Source organism: Lactobacillus sp. WILCCON 0058, assembly GCF_057198005.1.
This window is the reverse complement of sequence record NZ_JBUBHM010000001.1, coordinates 1,832,775-1,848,279: the sequence shown is the minus strand read 5'-3', so window position 1 is coordinate 1,848,279 and position 15,505 is coordinate 1,832,775. Positions and strand designations below refer to the sequence as shown.

Sequence of the window (15,505 nt, the reverse complement as noted above, 5' to 3'; positions counted from 1 at the left end):
TGATACCCCACTAAAGTTAAGAATATTTTGCTTTAACCAGGCTAAACTAAACAAAATTAAGTCAGCCCAGGAAATTGCCTTTTCAGCTTTTTCTTACAGATTTTCGTCCTTGGTCAATTCGTAGATGGCTTCCGCGTAGATGGAGATGGACAGGATCAAGTCGTCCAGCATCATGAATTCGTTGGCCGCGTGCATAACCATTGGGCCGTTTTCCGGCTGGGCCCCAAAGGCAACCCCGCGGTCAAAGAGGCGGCCGTAAGTCCCGCCGCCGATTACGACTTCGTGGCCCTTTTTGCCGGTCTGCTTTTCGTAGACCTTGAGCAGAGTCTGCACCATTGGGTCGCTGCCTGGCACGTAGTGCGGTTCTTCAAAGCCGCTATAAGTGACGTCCAGGATGCCGCTGAACTTGTCCATGACCTGCTTGATCATGGTGTCCGGGTCAGTCCCTTGTGGGTAGCGGACATTGTTCAAGAGGCTGGCCTTGCCGGCGTGTTCGTAGTCAAACATGGACGGGCTGCTGGCCAAATCTCCCATCAAGTCGTCGTGGTGGAAGATGCCCAGCTTTTTGCCTTGGAAGTCTTCGTGTTCAACTTCAGCCAGGAAGTGAAGGAAGTTCTTGTCCCGGCCGGCAAAAGCGTACTGGTCTAAGAAGAGGGCCAGGAAGGTAGCTGAGTTCTTGCCGACTTGCGGAGCTGAAGCGTGGGCCCCTTGGCCGATCAATACGATGTCGGCTGAACCGTCATTAATTTCAAATGACCCGTCCAGCTCCTTGTCTGCCAAAAAGCTTTCGTAAGCCATTTTGACTGCTTCCAGGTCAGGACCGGAGATGGTTGCCCGGGTAACCTGCGGAGTCACATTAGTGGCAATCCCGGCCTTGAACTTGTCTAAGACATAGTCACCCTTAGCATTATCATTCTTGAAGCTGAATTCCAAAGTGAAGATCCCTTGTTCACCGTTGATGATCGGGTATTCAGCGTCTGGTGAGAAGACGATGTCTGGGGTCGGTTCGTGCTTCAAGTAGTAGTCGATCCCGACCCAGTTGGTTTCTTCGTTGGTCCCTAAGACGAAGTCGATCTTCTTCTTTGGCTTAAAGCCGGCTTCCTTGAGCAAAAGCATCCCGTAGTAGGCAGCCAAGCTTGGCCCCTTGTCGTCGGCGCTGCCCCGGCCATAGATCCGGCCTTCGTCGTCGATTTCCATCTTGAACGGGTCCCGATTCCAGCCTTCACCAGCTGGCACCACGTCCATGTGGCCGATGATACCCAGGCGCTTAGCGCCTTCACCGAAGTTGACCCGGCCGGCGTAGTTGGCGAAGTTTTCCGTGTCAAAGCCGTCCCGCTTGGCAAAGCTGAGGAACTTGGTCATGGCCTTGACCGGGCCAGGGCCAACGGGGTATTCTTCAGTGGCGTTTTCCAGGTCTTCGGAAGAGTCGATGGCGATCAATTCGCTCAAGTCCTTTAAGATTGCGTCCTTTTTGGCGGCCGCGAGTTCTTTGTAGTTTAATTCCATTATTTTCTCCTGTTTCAGCTGCTTTTATCAGATTAGTTACAAAAAGTAACCAAATGCTTAAGTAAAATTCTAACAATCTTCGCCAGCCCTGGCAAACAATTAGGCATGGACTTTGGCTGCGGAAAAACCGGGGCTGATTTTTGTTGATTTGGCTTTGGCTGCGGTAAAAACGGGGTTGATTATTGTTGATTTGGCTTTGGCTGCGATAAAACCGGGGCTGATTTTGTTTGATTTGGCTTTGGCTGCGGTAAAAACGGGGCTGATTATTGTTGATTTGGCTTTGGCTGCGGTAAAACCGGGGCTGATTATTGTTGATTTGGCTTTGGCTGCGGAAAAACCGGAGCTGATTTTGTTTGATTTGGCTTTGGCTGCGGTAAAACCGGGGCTGATTATTGTTGATTTGGCTTTGGCTGCGGAAAAAATGGGGCTGATTATTGTTGATTTGGCTTTGGCTGCGGTAAAAATGGGGCTGATTTTGTTTGATTTGGCTTTGGCTGCGGTAAAAACGGGGCTGATTTTGTTTGATTTGGCTTTGGCTGCGGAAAAACCGGGGCTGATTTATTGTTGATTTGGCCATGGCTGCGGTAAAAACGGGGCTGATTATTGTTGATTTGGCTTTGGCTGCGGTAAAAACGGGGCTGATTATTGTTGATTTGGCCATGGCTACGGTAAAAACGGGGCTGATTTATTGTTTAGATCCCCGTTTATTACTGAACCAAGCGATTTTTTCGAAAAATGATCCCCGTTTATTACTGAACCAAGCGATTTTTTCGAAAACCGATCCCCGTTTATTACTGAACCAAGCGATTTTTTCGAAAAACGATCCCCGTTTATTACTGAGCCAAGCGATTTTTTCGAAAAACGATCCCCGTTTATTACTGAACCAAGCGATTTTTTCAAAAAATGATCCCCGTTTATTACTGAACCAAGCGATTTTTTCGAAAAATGATCCCCGTTTATTACTGAACCAAGCGATTTTTTCGAAAAACGATCCCCGTTTATTACTGAACCAAGCGATTTTTTCGAAAAATGATCCCCGTTTATTACTGAGCCACGAGATTTTTTCGAAAAACGATCCCCGTTTATTACTGAACCAAACGATTTTTTCGAAAAACGATCCCCGTTTATTACTGAACCAAACGATTTTTGCATCAGTTAGGTACTTTTAGGGGCTGATTTGCGATGTAGTTAGTCATTTTTGAAAAAATGTTCCCCGCAAAGTCCCCAACTGCCGCCTCCAGCTCAAGCAAAAAAGCTGCCTTCCGGCAGCTTTAGCGGCGGTGTTTGGTTGCCGCAATATCAATGACTCTTTCAGTAAAGACCACCGGGATCGACTGGGGGTCGACCGGCAGGCCCTGGGCCAGGTTCTTGCCCGGCAGGACGATGACCTTCTTAAAGTACTTCTTCAAAGGCGTGTCCGGGTTCATGGTAACCAGGTAGCTGTGCTTGAAGTGGGAGATCGACTTGGGCAGGGGCGAGGAGCCAAAAAGCTTGGAGATCCCGGAGACTGAATAAAAGACTGCCGTGGAGTTTTCGTCACTTAAGGGGAAAAGGTGCTCGCCAGCCGCCAGGTTGTCCCCAAAGTAGGTCGACTTGCCCAAATCCCGCATCCCCATGCTTAAAAGCCTTGCCGGCAATTCAGAATAGTAGATCCCGAAAATAAAGTTGGTCGAGCTGGTCGTCAGGACTTCCGCCAATTCTTCGGCGTCCTTCTCATTGCTCATCCAGACCCGGTTGATGGCATCATGGTAGTCGTCCAGGTACTCACTGCTTGAAACTGCCGCTTCCTGGCTCTCCTGCTTCTTAATGTAGGTCAGCAGCTGGAACTTAAATTCCTTAAAGCCGGAATAGCCCATCTTTTGGCAGAAGCGCTGAACTGAAGCCAGGGAAGTTCCCGCTTCTTCGGCCAGGTGGTTGATGGTCAGCGACTCAACATTGGTCAAGTCGGAGGTCATTCGCTTCATGATTTTCCGGTCAGATTTAGAGAGCTCCGAAGTCTCAACCGTGAAAAAATTGGTAATGTCCATTTATATCCCCACTTTTGATAATTTGTTTTAATTTTATCACAGTAGTGATAAAAATGGCTAGTTATCCAAAAAGAATATATTTTATTCTCTGGTTAAATCCTGGTAGGCCAGTTTGCCGACCGCGTTCTGGGCCAGGAGGATCTGCTCGCGCTCTTCCAGGCCTTCATAGTGGCTCATGAAGCAGATGTCATAGTAGTTTTCCCCGGCAAAAATCCGGGCCGCGTCATGTTCCGTGTCTTCCAGCTCCCCGGTCTTGCTGTAAGAGCAGCCTTCTGGCAGGTCCTGGAGGAGCTTGTTGACGGACTCCTGGTAAAAGAGGGCTTTTTGGCAGACCTGGCCAAAAGGAGACGGGTCAGCTAAGAGCCGCTCTAAGAGCTCCAGGGCAGTTTCAGCGGAAATGTAGTTTTCCCGGTCAGTCACTTCCATCAAGTACCGGCCCAGGTGAAGATGAGCAAAGTTTTCTTCAAACCAGGCGGCCATCTTGTCAAAGCCGGCGAAGTCGATCAAAAAGTTGGTGGCCGTGTTGTCTGAGTCTGACAGCATCAAGTCCAGAATGTCCCGCAGCATCCAGTCCCTTTGGGCCAGGTGGCAGAGCATCCCGCCGTCAACGATTTTGTCTTCCGGGACATGGACGACTTGGCTCAAGTCTTGCGGATGAGCCTGGTAGTAGCAGGCCACGGCCAGCTTGATTAGGCTGGCTGACTTGAATTCTTCCCCGGCTAAGGGGCTGGCGTAGAGGACGCCGGTTTTATTTTTGATTAACAGGGCAGTTTTCCCTGGCAAGGAAGCCAGGATGTCATCAATCTTCTTAAAATCCAGCATTTTATCTCACCACGATATTGTCGCCGACGCATTCGGCATAACTGCTTAAATCCGGGTCCTGGTCAACCATGAAGATGGCGTCCAGGTCAGCAAAAATCGTATTCGGGTTGGCCCGGTAAAAGGCGCAGGCCGCCGCTAAAGATTCGATTGACTCAATCATGCTGCCGACCATGGTTGCTACGCCCCGGCTTTCGGCCAAGTCGTTGATCTTCTGGGCTTCAGACAAGCCGCCCGTCTTCATCAGCTTGATGTTGATGTAGTCGCAGGCATTTTTTGCCAAAACTTTCTGGGCGTCTTGGTAGCTTTCTACCGATTCATCAGCCATGATCGGGTAAGGGGAGTGGCGGGTGAGGTAGGCCATGGAGTCCAGATCCCAGGCCGGGACCGGCTGCTCGATAAAGTCGATCAAAAGGCCCTGCTTGTGCCAGTACTGGGCCGCCTGCATGGTTTGCCGGACATCCCAGGCCTGGTTCATGTCTAAGCGCAGGTGAACCATGGGACCAGCCGCGTAGGCCAGGTCTTCGACCAGCTTGATGTCCCGCTTTAAGTGGCCGGCCCCCAATTTCAATTTAAGGGTCTTGAAGCCCTGGTCGACCATCTTTTGGGCGTCAGCGATCATCTGCTCAGCCTTGCCGATGCTGATGGTATAGTCGGTCTCCACGCTGCCCCCCTTGCCGCCTAAGAGCTGGGAGAGGGTGAGGCCAAAAAGGTTGGCCCGGGTGTTGTAGAGGGCAATTTCTACCGCTGCCTTGGCCGGGGCATTGTGGACGATGGAAGTCTTGACTGTGTTCAAAAGTTCCTTCCAGTCGGTCAGGTTTTTGCCCAAGATCAAGGGCTTGATCGTTTCTTCAATAACGGCCCGGGCGCTGGACAAGCTGTCCCCGGTCACTTTTTCATTAGGGGTGCAGGTGCCGACCCCAGTTACCCCATTAGCCAGGCGGACCGTCACCCGGACGGCGTTGACGGCGTCAACTCTGTGCAGGGCCGTGACGAAGGGCTGCTTTAAAGGAATCTGCTTTACGTCGACCTGCAGGTCTTCAATTGCCAATTGTTCAGCCATTTTTTCCTCCTTGTGTCTTTATTTTCCTTCTAACTAGTTTTGTCTGTTATTTTTCCTGTTTATCAAAAATCAGCTCATAGGCCCGCCGCTCCGGGTCAACCGAGTCGCTGGTCACCGTGATGATGCCCCGGTAGACGAAGCCAAGCTTGTCAGCCAGGTGCTGGACGGCCTGGTTCTGCTTGCCCGTGTCCAGGCGGAAGCTCTTGATCCCGCTCTCTTGGCCAAAAGCAATCACTCTTTTCAGCAAAAGCTGGCTCAAGCCTTGTCCTCTGAAAGACTTTTTAATGGCGAAGCGGTGCAGGGCCCAGTAGGGAGCACTTCCCGCCCAAATCGGGACTTCATAATTGGGGTCAAAGCTGGTTGCGGCCATATAAGCGGCGACCTGGCCATCTTTAAGTAAAACCCAGCCCTGGCGGTTTTCCAGGTCTTCTTCAATGCTGGCCCGGTTTGGGTAGCCTTCCTGCCACTGGCTGGAATTTTGCGCCTTTAAAAGAGCCTTGGCATCCTTGATGATGGTCACAATGTCCTCTAAGTCCCGGCTTTCTGCCTTTCTGACCATTTTTTCTTCGCTCATCTTAAGCCTCGTTGATGTGCTCTCTTAAGTAGCTGTACTGCATGGCGTCTTCCAGCTTGCTGGTGTCCACGCCTAAAACTTGGGCCAGGGCATAGGCAAAGGCCCAGGAAGTTGCCGGCCCCCGGCTGGTGACCAGCTTGTGGTCCTCATCGATCACGGCCGGGGTGTCCACGTAAGTGCTGGCTGGGTTTTCCTCAGCAACTTGCTTTTTAAAGTCCGGGTGGCTGGTCCACTTGGCTTCTTTTAAAAAGCCGTACTTGGACAAGGCGATCGGGGAGGCGCACATGGCGGCGTTCCACTTGCCGGCGGCGAAGCGCTGCTTCATCAAGGCCGCCAATTTCTCGCTTTCTCTTAAGTGCTTGGCGTTCGGGGCCCCGCCTGGGAAGGCGACCAGGTCGTAGTCAAGCAAAGACTCGTCCACTAATTTGTCACAAGTAAAGCGGATGTCGTGTCCGCCGGTGATGGTCAAATTGTCCAGGGCCACCATGTCGCAGGGGATGCCCAGCCGGCGCAGGACGTCGACCTGGCTCAAGCCTTCGATTTCTTCACATCCGTCTGAAAATACAATTGCTGCTGTTGGCATAGTTTTGTTCTCCTTTTTTCAATTCAAAAAATAGTTTTTTAGCTATTGCTTTTAATTTTTTGTTAATGATTGTCTACCCTCTATTGTACAAAATTGCGGTCAGCTTGTCGCTGAAAGCGGACTTTTTTAAGCAATTTGCAATTCTGTCAGCTAACGGCTAAAATAAAGAACGGCTTTGTTACTTACAAAATATAAGTTAATTGTCTAGAAAAAGAAAAGAGAAAAGAAATGGAATTCATCTACCTCATCATCTTAGGCATCCTGGCCGGCATCGTGGCGGCGGTGGCCAGCATGGCGTCACTTGTCTCCTACCCGGGCCTGCTTCTTTTTGGCCTCAGCCCCGTCACAGCCAACATGACCAATACGGCAGCCCTGGTCACGACCGGCTTTGGCTCCTTGTCCTCCTGCTTAAAAGAGATGCGGGGGCACTGGGGGGAGCTCTGGCGCTATGCCTTTTTCCAATTGACCGGGGCCCTCATCGGCGGCTGGCTTTTGGTCCAGTTCCCGGGAAAAATCTTCCAAAAGCTGGTGCCCTTCTTTGTGCTTTTTTCCGCGGCCATGCTGCTCTATAGCGGCCGGCAAAAGCAGGCAAAAAAAGCGACCAAGCTGGGAAGGGTCGGGGCCTACTTTGGCTTGTTTATAGCTGGAATCTACGCCGGCTACTTTGGGGCAGCTTCAGGCGTTTTGACCTTGATCTTTTTGACAGCTTTAAGCGATTCTTCTTTTGTCGTCATCAATGCCATTAAGAGTCTGATTGGCTCTTTAGCCAACCTGGTGGCCCTGTCGCTTTTCGCCTTTAAGGGCGGGGTCGACTGGCCGGTAGCTTTTCCTTTGGCAATTGGCCTCTTTATCGGTGGCTATTTCGGGCAAAAAATGATTAAATATCTAAAGCCTGCCTGGGTCAGAGGAATCACGGCCTTCTTCTCGGTCCTTTTGGCCGCCTATTTGGGCTGGCAAGCTTGGGGCTAAGCTACCCAAGCCGGGCAAAGTAAGTTAGAATAGTTATGATTGATTTAAGGAGGCAGCGCATGAAAACTGAAGTTTATCTGGTCAGACATGGGGAAACGCTTTTCAACCGCCTGAACAAGGTACAGGGTTGGTGCGACACCCCCTTGACCATCAAAGGAATCGACGACTTAAAGAAGACGGCTGATGCCTTGTCGCAGATCCATTTTGACAACATGTACTCGTCAGACTTGAAGCGGGCGATCGACACCGTCCACTTGATGAAGGATGCCAACCAGGTGTCTGAGATTGGCAAGATCAAAAAGCTGCCGGAATTCAGAGAAGTTTTTTACGGCTCTTTTGAAGGTGGCAGCATCGACGACATCTGGCACAGCGTTTCTAAAGCTGCGGGCATCCCGGCAACGACTGACGTGAAAAAGATCATCGACACCATCGGCATCTATAAGTTCCGGGAAGTCACCAAGAAGGCTGACCCCCGCCATTTGGCTGAAAATACGGAAGAACTGGAAACCAGAATGAAGCGGGCCATCCAGGTCTTAAGAAAAGAAACCATGGGCGAAGGCCGGGTCCTGCTGGTGTCCCACGGGGACTTCATCAAGACCCTGGGGATCAAGTACTGGAAGGAAAGCGACGGCCTGCACGACATCACCTTCCCGGACAACGGCAGCGTCAGCCGGGGGATTTTGGACGAAGAAGGCAATTTTGAAATCGTGGACTACAACTGCAAGGCCGCGGATTTATGAACAAGGAGACAAATTAGACGATGAAGTGGGATACGCACACTTTTACGATCGTTTTGCTGGTGATCGTGGGCCTGTGGGAATTTGCCCGGGGCTATAACGCCCAGCGGATGGGCAAGAAGGGCAATCTGCCAGCTCAGTCTTACTATCTGACCGGGGCCGGGATTCTGGCCGTGGCCATTTATTACGCGGTAAAGTTGTGGAGTTAATATGAACGTTCATTCCTGGTGGGTTCCTTATGCCGTTTTGCTTTTCGGCATCTGGGATTTAATTACCGGCATCACGCGCCTGCGCCGGCAGAAGCAGGGCGTCAAGCAGAAGGGGCTGGGGGGCAAGGCTTTTGTCCTCTTGGGCATCCTCTTCATCATTACTGGAATCTGGGCTTTTTGGCTCTAGAAGGCAAAAATTATGGCAAAGTTGGCACTGCTGAGGCATGGGGAAAGCCAGGCCAATGCGGCAAACGTATATACAGGCTGGAACGACGTCCCCTTGACAGACAAGGGCCGGCGGCAGGCCTGGGCAGCGGGGGAGAAATTAAAAGAAGTCGGTGATTTTCACCCGACCTTGATTCATACTTCTCTTTTGTCACGGGCAATTGAGACGGCGAACATCGCGGCAGAAGCAGCGGGCTTTTTGTACCTGCCAATTTCCAAAACCTGGCGGCTGAACGAACGCCACTACGGGGCATTGCGGGGGCTTGACAAGGACGTGTCCAGGAAGATTTTCGGCAAAGAACAGGTTTTAGAGTGGCGGCGGGGCTTTGACGCGGTACCTCCTGCGCAAGGGTCGCCAAGTATTGACCGCCGCTATTGGGGAGTGGACCCCAAGCTTTTGCCAAGAGCTGAGAGCCTGCACCAGACTCAGCTCCGCCTTTTGCCTTACTATGAAGACGAGGTAGCCAGCCGCTTAATGGCCGGGCAAGACCAGCTGATCGTGGCACATGGCTCCAGCCTGCGGGCCCTGATCAAATACTTAGAAGATATCAACAATGTGGATATCCTCAAATTGGAGGTGCCTAACGCCCAGGCCATCGTCTATGACTTTGACCAGGAGCTGAACATTGTGGATAAAATAATCACCAACTAACTGATAAACTTAAACAGGCTGAGGCCTGTTTTTTTATTTTGTCCTTCTTTTTTGCTAAAAAAGTCAGCGGTTATTGAAAAACTTGACATCGCTTTTGGGAGTGTTACACTTAGTCACAAGTTATCAGAAAACTTGTGAAAAGATTTTATAAACAGAAAGTGTGACAAGATGCCAGTAATGACAGCCCAAGAAGTGATGGATTTGATTCCTAACCGCTACCCGATCTGCTACATCGACCGGGTGGAGGAAATAGAAGCCGACAAGAGCATCAAAGCCGTAAAGAACGTGACGATCAACGAGCCCTTTTTTCAGGGACATTTCCCGGGAAATCTGGTGATGCCCGGGGTCTTGATCATTGAGACTTTGGCCCAGGCAGCTTCGATTTTGATCTTGAAGTCGCCGGCTTTTTACAAAAAGACCGCCTACCTTGGGGCGATCCACCAGGCTAAGTTCAGAAGGATGGTCCGGCCGGGGGATGTTTTGGAGATGGAAGTGAAGATGCTCAAGGTCCGGGCCAAGACCGGGAGCGTGGCGGCGGTGGCGAAAGTAAACGGGGACCTGGTCTGCCAGACGGAATTAGTCTTTATCGTGGGCGACCGGGACGGCAAGGACATGCAGGCAAAAAGTTAGAAAAAGCGAAAAAAACTGGAGACTTTTTCCAGATTGCTAAATGTCGGGGGCAATCTATGGTAAAATCTATTCTGATATATTTAAAATAGATTTTTTAAAATGGAGCTAAGTATGCGCAAATTATTTCTTTTGAGAGGCGCGCCCGGCTCTGGCAAGTCTTCATTTATCGCCCGGCACCACTTATTGCCGTACGCGATCAGCGGGGATGCGATCCGCCTGCTTTTGGCGGATTTGACCGTTTACTATGACCAGAAGACTGACGTTCTGCACCAGGTTATTCCGCGGCATGTCACGGAACAGACCAAGCGGATGAAGGACAACTTGGTTGAGCACAAGATGTCCTATGGGGAAACCGTCATCGTGGACGGGACCCACATTGTCGCCAGCGAGATCGATCACTACAAGAAGTGGTGCGAGAAGTACCATTACGAGTGCTATGTGGTCGATTTGATGCAGAACCAGACTCTGGAAGGTTTGTTGAAGAGAAACCAGATCCGGATGCAGTATGACTGGGTGAAGCCGGAAGTCATCACGATGATGTACAATTCTTACAAGGCTCATCCGGAATTGCCCAAGTGGGTCAAGGGGATCAAGCCCAACCAGATGGAGCAGGCCCTGCAGCAGAGAGAGAACAATCTGGACCATTATTCACATGTGGTTGCCATCCCAGACGAGGTGGCGGAAGAAGATTTTCCACATGTGCACATTTCCAACTTCTACTTCTCTTTCAACGACAAGTTCAGTGAAAAGTACGGGACTTACCGGAATGTGGTGACGATCGGCAAGACCAAGGAAGAGGTGGTCGACGAGTTCCGTCTGCCATACTTTGCCTTCAAGTTCCACCACAAGCACTTTTTGATTTCGGCTTACCCGATCAGAAACGAAATGCTGGACCCAGTCAAGAAGGTCAAGGGGACCTGGTCTTACACGACTGGCCTCTACAATGTGGCTGACTTTATCAGAGAATTTCCGGAGAACGAGAAATCACACGTTCACCAGTTTAATTTGAGCAAGCTGGACCGGACCAGACTTTTGCACATTTGGTAAAAGGCAAAGAAAAAGCTTTTCCTCAAGATTGTGGGGAAAAGCTTTTTTATGTAAAAAATTACTGCCAGGTCAAGGGAATTTGCCCGTGGGTCATGCGGACGGGATCGGGCAGGGTGAAATCTGCCGGTTCCAAGGTAACCTTGTCGATAACTTGTGGAATAACAGGTTCGTTGACCTCGACTCCTTCATAAGGAAAGTCAGTCACGGGCCGGGTTTGGACCTGGCCCAGCCGCTTTATTTCATCAAAGCCGGAGACAACTCTGGCAAAGACAGGGTAGGTCCCGGTCAGTTGGGGCTGATCAGTCAAGGGAAAGAAGACTTCGCAGCCGGCCAGGCCCAATTCGTCGTAGCCGCCCATGCAGGCCGTTCCGGCAGTGACGGGAACTGGCGGGAGGTCGGGATGCAGGTCAAACTCATTGGGCAGGAGGTACTTGGCCTCTTTTTTGCCAAAGGCATTGTAGCTTAAATCGACCCATTTGCCGGGCACGATCCGCTGGATCGCGTGACCGTCATAAATATGGTGCTTGACGGCCCAGACGAAGCTGGCGCAGGTATTCGGGGCGGCGTCTGGCAAAAGGTCCAAGACGATCTTGGCCCCGTTTCTCAGCCAAAAAACTGCTTTAGCCATATATCCTCCTTACTTGAAGTAGGCCCGGGTGTAGTCGGCCGTACCGGTGGTGTTCCAGAGAACCCCGCGCAGGCTGGAGTTGACCAGGTGGTCTTCAACTTCGGTGCACAGAGGGATAACTGGGTTGTCCTTACTCAGCTGCTTTTGGGCATTCAAGAGGTTCTTGAAGTAGGCCTTTTGGGAAGTCGCGTTTTTGGACTTGGCCAGGCTTAGCTGCTGGTTGAAGTTCTTGCTGGTGTACTTGCCGAAGTTGTGGGAGTTGTTCAGCTCCTGGGTTTCCAGTTCGCTCATTGGGTCAGCGTAGTCGTTGAGCCAGTAGCTCAGCTGCAGGTCAAAGTCGCCCTTGACGGCTAAGTTGTAGGCAGACAAGAATGGGAGGGATTTGACTTCGATTTTGACGCCGGAGAGCTTGCTTTCGATTTGTGATTGCAAAAATTCAGCCTGGTTCTTGTCAGTAGAAGTGTCGTAGCCGACCAAAGTCAAGCTTACGCTAGACTTGCCAAGTTCTTTCAAGCCTTCCTTCCAGAGCTTTTTCGCCTTGGCAACATTATAGGTTTCCTTTGGCTTAGCGACAGTGGCGAAGTCCTTGTTAGTGCCAGGGTATTTGGCAGCGCCTGGTGAAGAGTAAGTGTAGGAAGGCTTAGAACCGTTGGCCATGACTTTTTCAGCCAGCTGCTTTCTGTTGATGACTAAGTAGAGGGCCTGGCGGAGCTTGTCATTGCTTAAGGCGCGGCCTTTGGCCTGGTTGGTGCGGATGAAGTAGTTGCCGGACCGGTCGACTTGCTTTAAGTGCTTGTCGTTTTGCAGGCCCTGGGCGGTAGTGCCACTGATTAAGGCGTCGTCTAGGCTGCCTTGCTGGAAGAGCTGGTGGGCAGTGTTGGCTTCTTTAACGACTTGGTACTTGATCTTGGATAATTTGACTTCAGATTTAGCGTAGTAGTTAGGGTTCTTGACCAAAGTCCAGGTGTTTGAGCCGGCCTTCCAGCTGCCGAGCTTGAAGGCACCGTTTGAGGCGAAAGTCTTCATGCTGGTTCCGTACTTTTTGCCATATTTCTTGACCAGTTTGGTGTTTTGGGGCAAAAAGCTGGTCATAGTCAGCTTCTTGGTAAAGGTTGGGATCGGGTATTCCAGGTCAACGACCAGTTTGTGCTTGCCCACGGCTTTGACGCCTAAAGTTTCAGGCTTCTTTTTGCCATTTTGGATGGCGGTGGCATTCTTGATGCCTTGGTAGATGTAGCTGTAGCCGGACAGGGCGGTTGGGGCCACGCCTTTTCTCCAGGCGGTGACGAAGTCTTCAGCGGTCACGTCATCGCCGTTAGACCATTTGGCGGTCTTGAGGTAGAAGGTGTAGCGCTTGCCGCCATTGGACTTGACCGTCTTTTTGGCCAGGGCTGGGACAGGATTGTTGTTCTTGTCAGAGCGGAAGAGGCCGTCGTCCATCTGGTTTAAGACGTCCCAGATCGGCACCGTGGTGCTGGCGGATTGGTCAAAAGTGGCGATCGTGTCGCTCTCCATCAAGTTGAGCGTGGTCTTGGCCGTGGATGTGGTGGATGATTTGCCGCAGGCACTGAGCAGGAGCCCAGCCGCTAAAGCTGTGGCAAGCGGTAACTTTTTCCCCATGTTGATCTCCTCTGTTACACGATTCTAGTGGGTTGATACATTAAAATAACATTAAGAATTTTATAATCATAATTTAACAGCTGGGCGGGGAATTGTCAATTGGAAAATGGTTATGAAATGAGTTGGGATGAAATAGAAAATGCTTCCTCGTATGCTTTCAAAAATCCCGAAAAGGCAGCTTTCTTTTTAACTAATGAAAAAAATCACAATTTCTCGTTGCGAGCGTTTTTTTCAAGTGTTACGATCACGGGTGAGAAAAAGATTATTAAAAAGCAATAGAAAGAAGCAAGAAAATGAAGGCTGGAAAATACACGGTTGACGCCCAAGGGCACAATGGCAAGTTTAAGCTGACGGTGACGGTTGACGGAGACCGGATCGAAGATGTCAAGGTTGCTGAAGGGGAAACGGCTGGCATCTCAGACGCGGCTTTGAAGCGGATCCCGGAAGCGATTGTTAAGGGGCAAACTTTAAACGTTGACGTCGTCTCCGGGGCTTCCCTGACTAGCCGGGGGATCCTGGACGGGGTCGGCCAGGCGATTGAAATGGCTGGCGGGGATGCTGAAGAATTTAAAAAGCGGCCAAAGTACCAAGAAGCAGAAAGCGAAAGCGGGGAAGTCACGGTTGACGTGGCGGTTGTTGGTGCCGGCGGGGCTGGCTTTACCGCTGCTGTCCGCTCTTTGCAAAACGGCTTGAAGGTCGCCCTGCTTGAAAAGGCGCCAACTGTCGGCGGCAACACCATGCGGTCAGGCGGCTTTTTGAACGCGGCTGACCCGGAATGGCAAAACAAGTTTCCAGCCCTGCCCGGGGAAAATGTCACCCTGGAGCAAATGATGGAAGTCAAGGAAGACGAAATCGCTCCGGAATACCGGGAAGACTTTAAGGAGATGCAAAAGCAGATCAAGGACTACTTGGACAGCGGAAAAGACTACCTCTTTGACTCCGTTCTTTTCCACCGTCTGCAAACTTACCTGGGCGGCAAGCGAGTTGACCTGCAGGGCAATGAAATCTACAGCGACTACTCTTTGGCCAAGACTTTGACTGACCATGCCCTGGAATCGGTTAAGTGGCTGGCTTCAGTTGGCGTTGACTTCAACATGTCAGCCGTAACCATGCCTGTTGGTGCCCTTTGGCGCCGGGCCCACAAGCCAGTGGAAAGCGATGGCTTTGGCTACATCAAGGCTTTGAAGAAGTACTACGATGAACATGGCGGGCAGACTTTTACCGATGCCAAGGTAACGGATCTTTTGCTTGAAGATGGCCGGGTAGTGGGCGTGAAGACTGACAAGCTGACTGTACACGCCAAGGCGGTAATTTTGACGGCGGGCGGCTATAGCGCCAACACCAAGATGCTGCAAAAGTACAACACTTACTGGGATGACATTCCAGACAACATGAAGACTACCAACGCCCCATACATTACTGGTGATGGGATCAACTTGGGCCTGGAAGCAGGGGCTGCCTTAGTCGGCATGGGCTTTACCCAGATGATGCCAGTTGCTGACCCGAAGACCGGTGAATACAACACTGGCCTGCAGGTTCCGCCAGCTGACTTTGTCATGGTCAACCAGAAGGGTGACCGTTTCGTCAACGAATACGCTGGCCGGGATACTTTAGCCAAGGCGGCAATTGCCAACGGCGGCCTCTTCTACTTGATTGCTGATGAAACGATCAAAAACTCTGCCTACAACACTGATGAAAACAAGATCAAGCAGGAAATCGCTAGCGGACAGCTTTACAAGGCTGATACCCTGGAAGAGTTGGCAGAGCAGATCAAGGTTGACCCAGACCACTTACTGGCAAGCATCAAGAAGTACAACCAATACGTTGACCAGGGGGATGACCCTGAATTCCACAAGAGCGTCTTTGACCACCGGGTTGAAAATGGCCCATTCTACGCTACTCCGCGCCAGCCGGCCATGCACCACACCATGGGCGGCTTGAAGATTGACGCGGGTGCCCATGTCTTAAACGAAGCAGGGGAAAAGATCGCGGGCCTTTACTGCGCTGGTGAAAATGCCGGCGGGGTTCACGCGGGCAACCGTTTAGGCGGCAACGCCTTAGCTGACGTCTTTACTTTTGGCCGGATCGCGGCAGACAGCGCTAAGAGTGAACTCGCGGTTGACACGGTTAGCGGGGCTTCTCACTAAGCTTTGTAATCTGATGAATTTCCATACACACCCAAAAAACGAGTTGCATCCCGCAACTCGTTTTTCGTA

The 15,505-nt window shown here is 51.1% G+C and carries 19 protein-coding genes; 11 read left to right on the top strand and 8 right to left on the bottom strand.

Going from position 1 to position 15,505, the window contains the following annotated elements; translation table 11 throughout:
• Positions 1 to 93 precede the first annotated feature (93 nt).
• Positions 94 to 1,506 (bottom strand): dipeptidase PepV, encoded by a 1,413-nt coding sequence (pepV, locus tag ACYVUU_RS08525; RefSeq protein WP_484500653.1) that lies wholly within the window; start codon positions 1,504 to 1,506, stop codon positions 94 to 96.
• 112 nt (positions 1,507 to 1,618) lie between these two features.
• On the opposite strand from pepV, the gene ACYVUU_RS08520 reads away from it, so the two are divergent.
• Positions 1,619 to 2,074: a hypothetical protein gene (locus ACYVUU_RS08520; protein WP_484500652.1), complete on the top strand. Its 456-nt coding sequence runs from the start codon at positions 1,619 to 1,621 to the stop codon at positions 2,072 to 2,074.
• Positions 2,075 to 2,081: 7 nt separating this feature from the next.
• Positions 2,082 to 2,675, top strand: coding sequence for a hypothetical protein (locus tag ACYVUU_RS08515; protein ID WP_484500651.1), 594 nt, complete (start codon positions 2,082 to 2,084; stop codon positions 2,673 to 2,675).
• A 102-nt stretch (positions 2,676 to 2,777) separates the two neighbouring features.
• On the opposite strand, the gene ACYVUU_RS08510 is transcribed toward ACYVUU_RS08515, so the two are convergent.
• The 5 genes from ACYVUU_RS08510 to ACYVUU_RS08490 all read right to left on the bottom strand — a co-directional run bounded on the left by ACYVUU_RS08510 (position 2,778) and on the right by ACYVUU_RS08490 (position 6,572).
• Positions 2,778 to 3,533 (bottom strand): MurR/RpiR family transcriptional regulator, encoded by a 756-nt coding sequence (locus ACYVUU_RS08510; RefSeq protein ID WP_439775141.1) that lies wholly within the window; start codon positions 3,531 to 3,533, stop codon positions 2,778 to 2,780.
• An 81-nt stretch (positions 3,534 to 3,614) separates the two neighbouring features.
• Positions 3,615 to 4,355 (bottom strand): serine hydrolase, encoded by a 741-nt coding sequence (locus tag ACYVUU_RS08505; RefSeq protein ID WP_484500650.1) that lies wholly within the window; start codon positions 4,353 to 4,355, stop codon positions 3,615 to 3,617.
• Between the two features lies 1 nt (position 4,356).
• Positions 4,357 to 5,415 carry a dipeptide epimerase gene (locus ACYVUU_RS08500; protein WP_484500649.1) on the bottom strand — a complete coding sequence of 353 codons (1,059 nt, stop codon included), beginning with the start codon at positions 5,413 to 5,415 and terminating at the stop codon, positions 4,357 to 4,359.
• A 46-nt stretch (positions 5,416 to 5,461) separates the two neighbouring features.
• Complete coding sequence (locus ACYVUU_RS08495) at positions 5,462 to 5,989, bottom strand: GNAT family N-acetyltransferase (protein WP_484500648.1); 528 nt, start codon at positions 5,987 to 5,989, stop codon at positions 5,462 to 5,464.
• Position 5,990: 1 nt separating this feature from the next.
• A complete protein-coding gene (locus ACYVUU_RS08490) occupies positions 5,991 to 6,572 on the bottom strand; it encodes a DJ-1/PfpI family protein (protein WP_484500647.1) in 582 nt (193 codons plus the stop codon).
• A gap of 228 nt (positions 6,573 to 6,800) precedes the next feature.
• Between ACYVUU_RS08490 and ACYVUU_RS08485 the strand changes: the two genes are divergently transcribed.
• From ACYVUU_RS08485 to ACYVUU_RS08455, 7 genes are all read left to right on the top strand, one after another.
• Positions 6,801 to 7,541: a sulfite exporter TauE/SafE family protein gene (locus tag ACYVUU_RS08485; RefSeq protein ID WP_484500646.1), complete on the top strand. Its 741-nt coding sequence runs from the start codon at positions 6,801 to 6,803 to the stop codon at positions 7,539 to 7,541.
• Positions 7,542 to 7,600: 59 nt separating this feature from the next.
• Positions 7,601 to 8,281 (top strand): histidine phosphatase family protein, encoded by a 681-nt coding sequence (locus ACYVUU_RS08480; RefSeq protein ID WP_439776197.1) that lies wholly within the window; start codon positions 7,601 to 7,603, stop codon positions 8,279 to 8,281.
• Positions 8,282 to 8,301: 20 nt separating this feature from the next.
• The gene (locus tag ACYVUU_RS08475; protein WP_484500645.1) at positions 8,302 to 8,487 is read left to right on the top strand and encodes a hypothetical protein; all 186 of its coding nucleotides are present in this window, start codon (positions 8,302 to 8,304) and stop codon (positions 8,485 to 8,487) included.
• Position 8,488: 1 nt separating this feature from the next.
• On the top strand, positions 8,489 to 8,674 hold the full coding sequence (locus ACYVUU_RS08470; protein WP_484500644.1) for a hypothetical protein: 186 nt from the start codon (positions 8,489 to 8,491) through the stop codon (positions 8,672 to 8,674).
• Positions 8,675 to 8,686: 12 nt separating this feature from the next.
• Entirely contained in the window at positions 8,687 to 9,364 is a 678-nt protein-coding gene (locus tag ACYVUU_RS08465) for a 2,3-bisphosphoglycerate-dependent phosphoglycerate mutase (RefSeq protein WP_484500642.1), read from the top strand.
• A 168-nt stretch (positions 9,365 to 9,532) separates the two neighbouring features.
• A complete protein-coding gene (gene fabZ / locus ACYVUU_RS08460) occupies positions 9,533 to 9,994 on the top strand; it encodes a 3-hydroxyacyl-ACP dehydratase FabZ (RefSeq protein WP_484500641.1) in 462 nt (153 codons plus the stop codon).
• Positions 9,995 to 10,105: 111 nt separating this feature from the next.
• The gene (locus ACYVUU_RS08455) at positions 10,106 to 11,041 is read left to right on the top strand and encodes an AAA family ATPase (protein WP_484498935.1); all 936 of its coding nucleotides are present in this window, start codon (positions 10,106 to 10,108) and stop codon (positions 11,039 to 11,041) included.
• Positions 11,042 to 11,099: 58 nt separating this feature from the next.
• Here the strand turns inward: ACYVUU_RS08455 and ACYVUU_RS08450 are convergent, their stop codons facing one another.
• Together ACYVUU_RS08450 and ACYVUU_RS08445 are read right to left on the bottom strand one after the other, a co-directional pair.
• Positions 11,100 to 11,669 carry a peptidylprolyl isomerase gene (locus ACYVUU_RS08450; RefSeq protein WP_484500640.1) on the bottom strand — a complete coding sequence of 190 codons (570 nt, stop codon included), beginning with the start codon at positions 11,667 to 11,669 and terminating at the stop codon, positions 11,100 to 11,102.
• A 9-nt stretch (positions 11,670 to 11,678) separates the two neighbouring features.
• Complete coding sequence (locus ACYVUU_RS08445) at positions 11,679 to 13,289, bottom strand: peptide ABC transporter substrate-binding protein (RefSeq protein WP_484500639.1); 1,611 nt, start codon at positions 13,287 to 13,289, stop codon at positions 11,679 to 11,681.
• A gap of 99 nt (positions 13,290 to 13,388) precedes the next feature.
• Here ACYVUU_RS08445 and ACYVUU_RS08440 point away from each other — a divergent pair, with 99 nt between their 5' ends.
• The gene (locus ACYVUU_RS08440; protein ID WP_484500638.1) at positions 13,389 to 13,568 is read left to right on the top strand and encodes a hypothetical protein; all 180 of its coding nucleotides are present in this window, start codon (positions 13,389 to 13,391) and stop codon (positions 13,566 to 13,568) included.
• Between the two features lie 14 nt (positions 13,569 to 13,582).
• Positions 13,583 to 15,436, top strand: a complete 1,854-nt coding sequence (locus ACYVUU_RS08435) for an FAD-dependent oxidoreductase (RefSeq protein ID WP_484500637.1) — start codon at positions 13,583 to 13,585, stop codon at positions 15,434 to 15,436.
• Positions 15,437 to 15,505 lie beyond the last annotated feature (69 nt).

What these genes read in the sequence shown, in the direction of transcription:
- ACYVUU_RS08510 (WP_439775141.1), bottom strand. Translation starts at nt 3,533, where the DNA reads ATGGACATTACCAATTTTTTCACGGTTGAGACTTCGGAGCTCTCTAAA.
- ACYVUU_RS08495 (WP_484500648.1), bottom strand. Translation starts at nt 5,989, where the DNA reads ATGAGCGAAGAAAAAATGGTCAGAAAGGCAGAAAGCCGGGACTTAGAG.
- ACYVUU_RS08505 (WP_484500650.1), bottom strand. Translation starts at nt 4,355, where the DNA reads ATGCTGGATTTTAAGAAGATTGATGACATCCTGGCTTCCTTGCCAGGG.
- ACYVUU_RS08435 (WP_484500637.1), top strand. Translation starts at nt 13,583, where the DNA reads ATGAAGGCTGGAAAATACACGGTTGACGCCCAAGGGCACAATGGCAAG.
- ACYVUU_RS08515 (WP_484500651.1), top strand. Translation starts at nt 2,082, where the DNA reads ATGGCTGCGGTAAAAACGGGGCTGATTATTGTTGATTTGGCTTTGGCT.
- ACYVUU_RS08485 (WP_484500646.1), top strand. Translation starts at nt 6,801, where the DNA reads ATGGAATTCATCTACCTCATCATCTTAGGCATCCTGGCCGGCATCGTG.
- ACYVUU_RS08480 (WP_439776197.1), top strand. Translation starts at nt 7,601, where the DNA reads ATGAAAACTGAAGTTTATCTGGTCAGACATGGGGAAACGCTTTTCAAC.
- ACYVUU_RS08490 (WP_484500647.1), bottom strand. Translation starts at nt 6,572, where the DNA reads ATGCCAACAGCAGCAATTGTATTTTCAGACGGATGTGAAGAAATCGAA.
- fabZ (WP_484500641.1), top strand. Translation starts at nt 9,533, where the DNA reads ATGCCAGTAATGACAGCCCAAGAAGTGATGGATTTGATTCCTAACCGC.
- ACYVUU_RS08500 (WP_484500649.1), bottom strand. Translation starts at nt 5,415, where the DNA reads ATGGCTGAACAATTGGCAATTGAAGACCTGCAGGTCGACGTAAAGCAG.
- ACYVUU_RS08455 (WP_484498935.1), top strand. Translation starts at nt 10,106, where the DNA reads ATGCGCAAATTATTTCTTTTGAGAGGCGCGCCCGGCTCTGGCAAGTCT.
- ACYVUU_RS08445 (WP_484500639.1), bottom strand. Translation starts at nt 13,289, where the DNA reads ATGGGGAAAAAGTTACCGCTTGCCACAGCTTTAGCGGCTGGGCTCCTG.
- ACYVUU_RS08465 (WP_484500642.1), top strand. Translation starts at nt 8,687, where the DNA reads ATGGCAAAGTTGGCACTGCTGAGGCATGGGGAAAGCCAGGCCAATGCG.
- ACYVUU_RS08475 (WP_484500645.1), top strand. Translation starts at nt 8,302, where the DNA reads ATGAAGTGGGATACGCACACTTTTACGATCGTTTTGCTGGTGATCGTG.
- pepV (WP_484500653.1), bottom strand. Translation starts at nt 1,506, where the DNA reads ATGGAATTAAACTACAAAGAACTCGCGGCCGCCAAAAAGGACGCAATC.
- ACYVUU_RS08450 (WP_484500640.1), bottom strand. Translation starts at nt 11,669, where the DNA reads ATGGCTAAAGCAGTTTTTTGGCTGAGAAACGGGGCCAAGATCGTCTTG.
- ACYVUU_RS08470 (WP_484500644.1), top strand. Translation starts at nt 8,489, where the DNA reads ATGAACGTTCATTCCTGGTGGGTTCCTTATGCCGTTTTGCTTTTCGGC.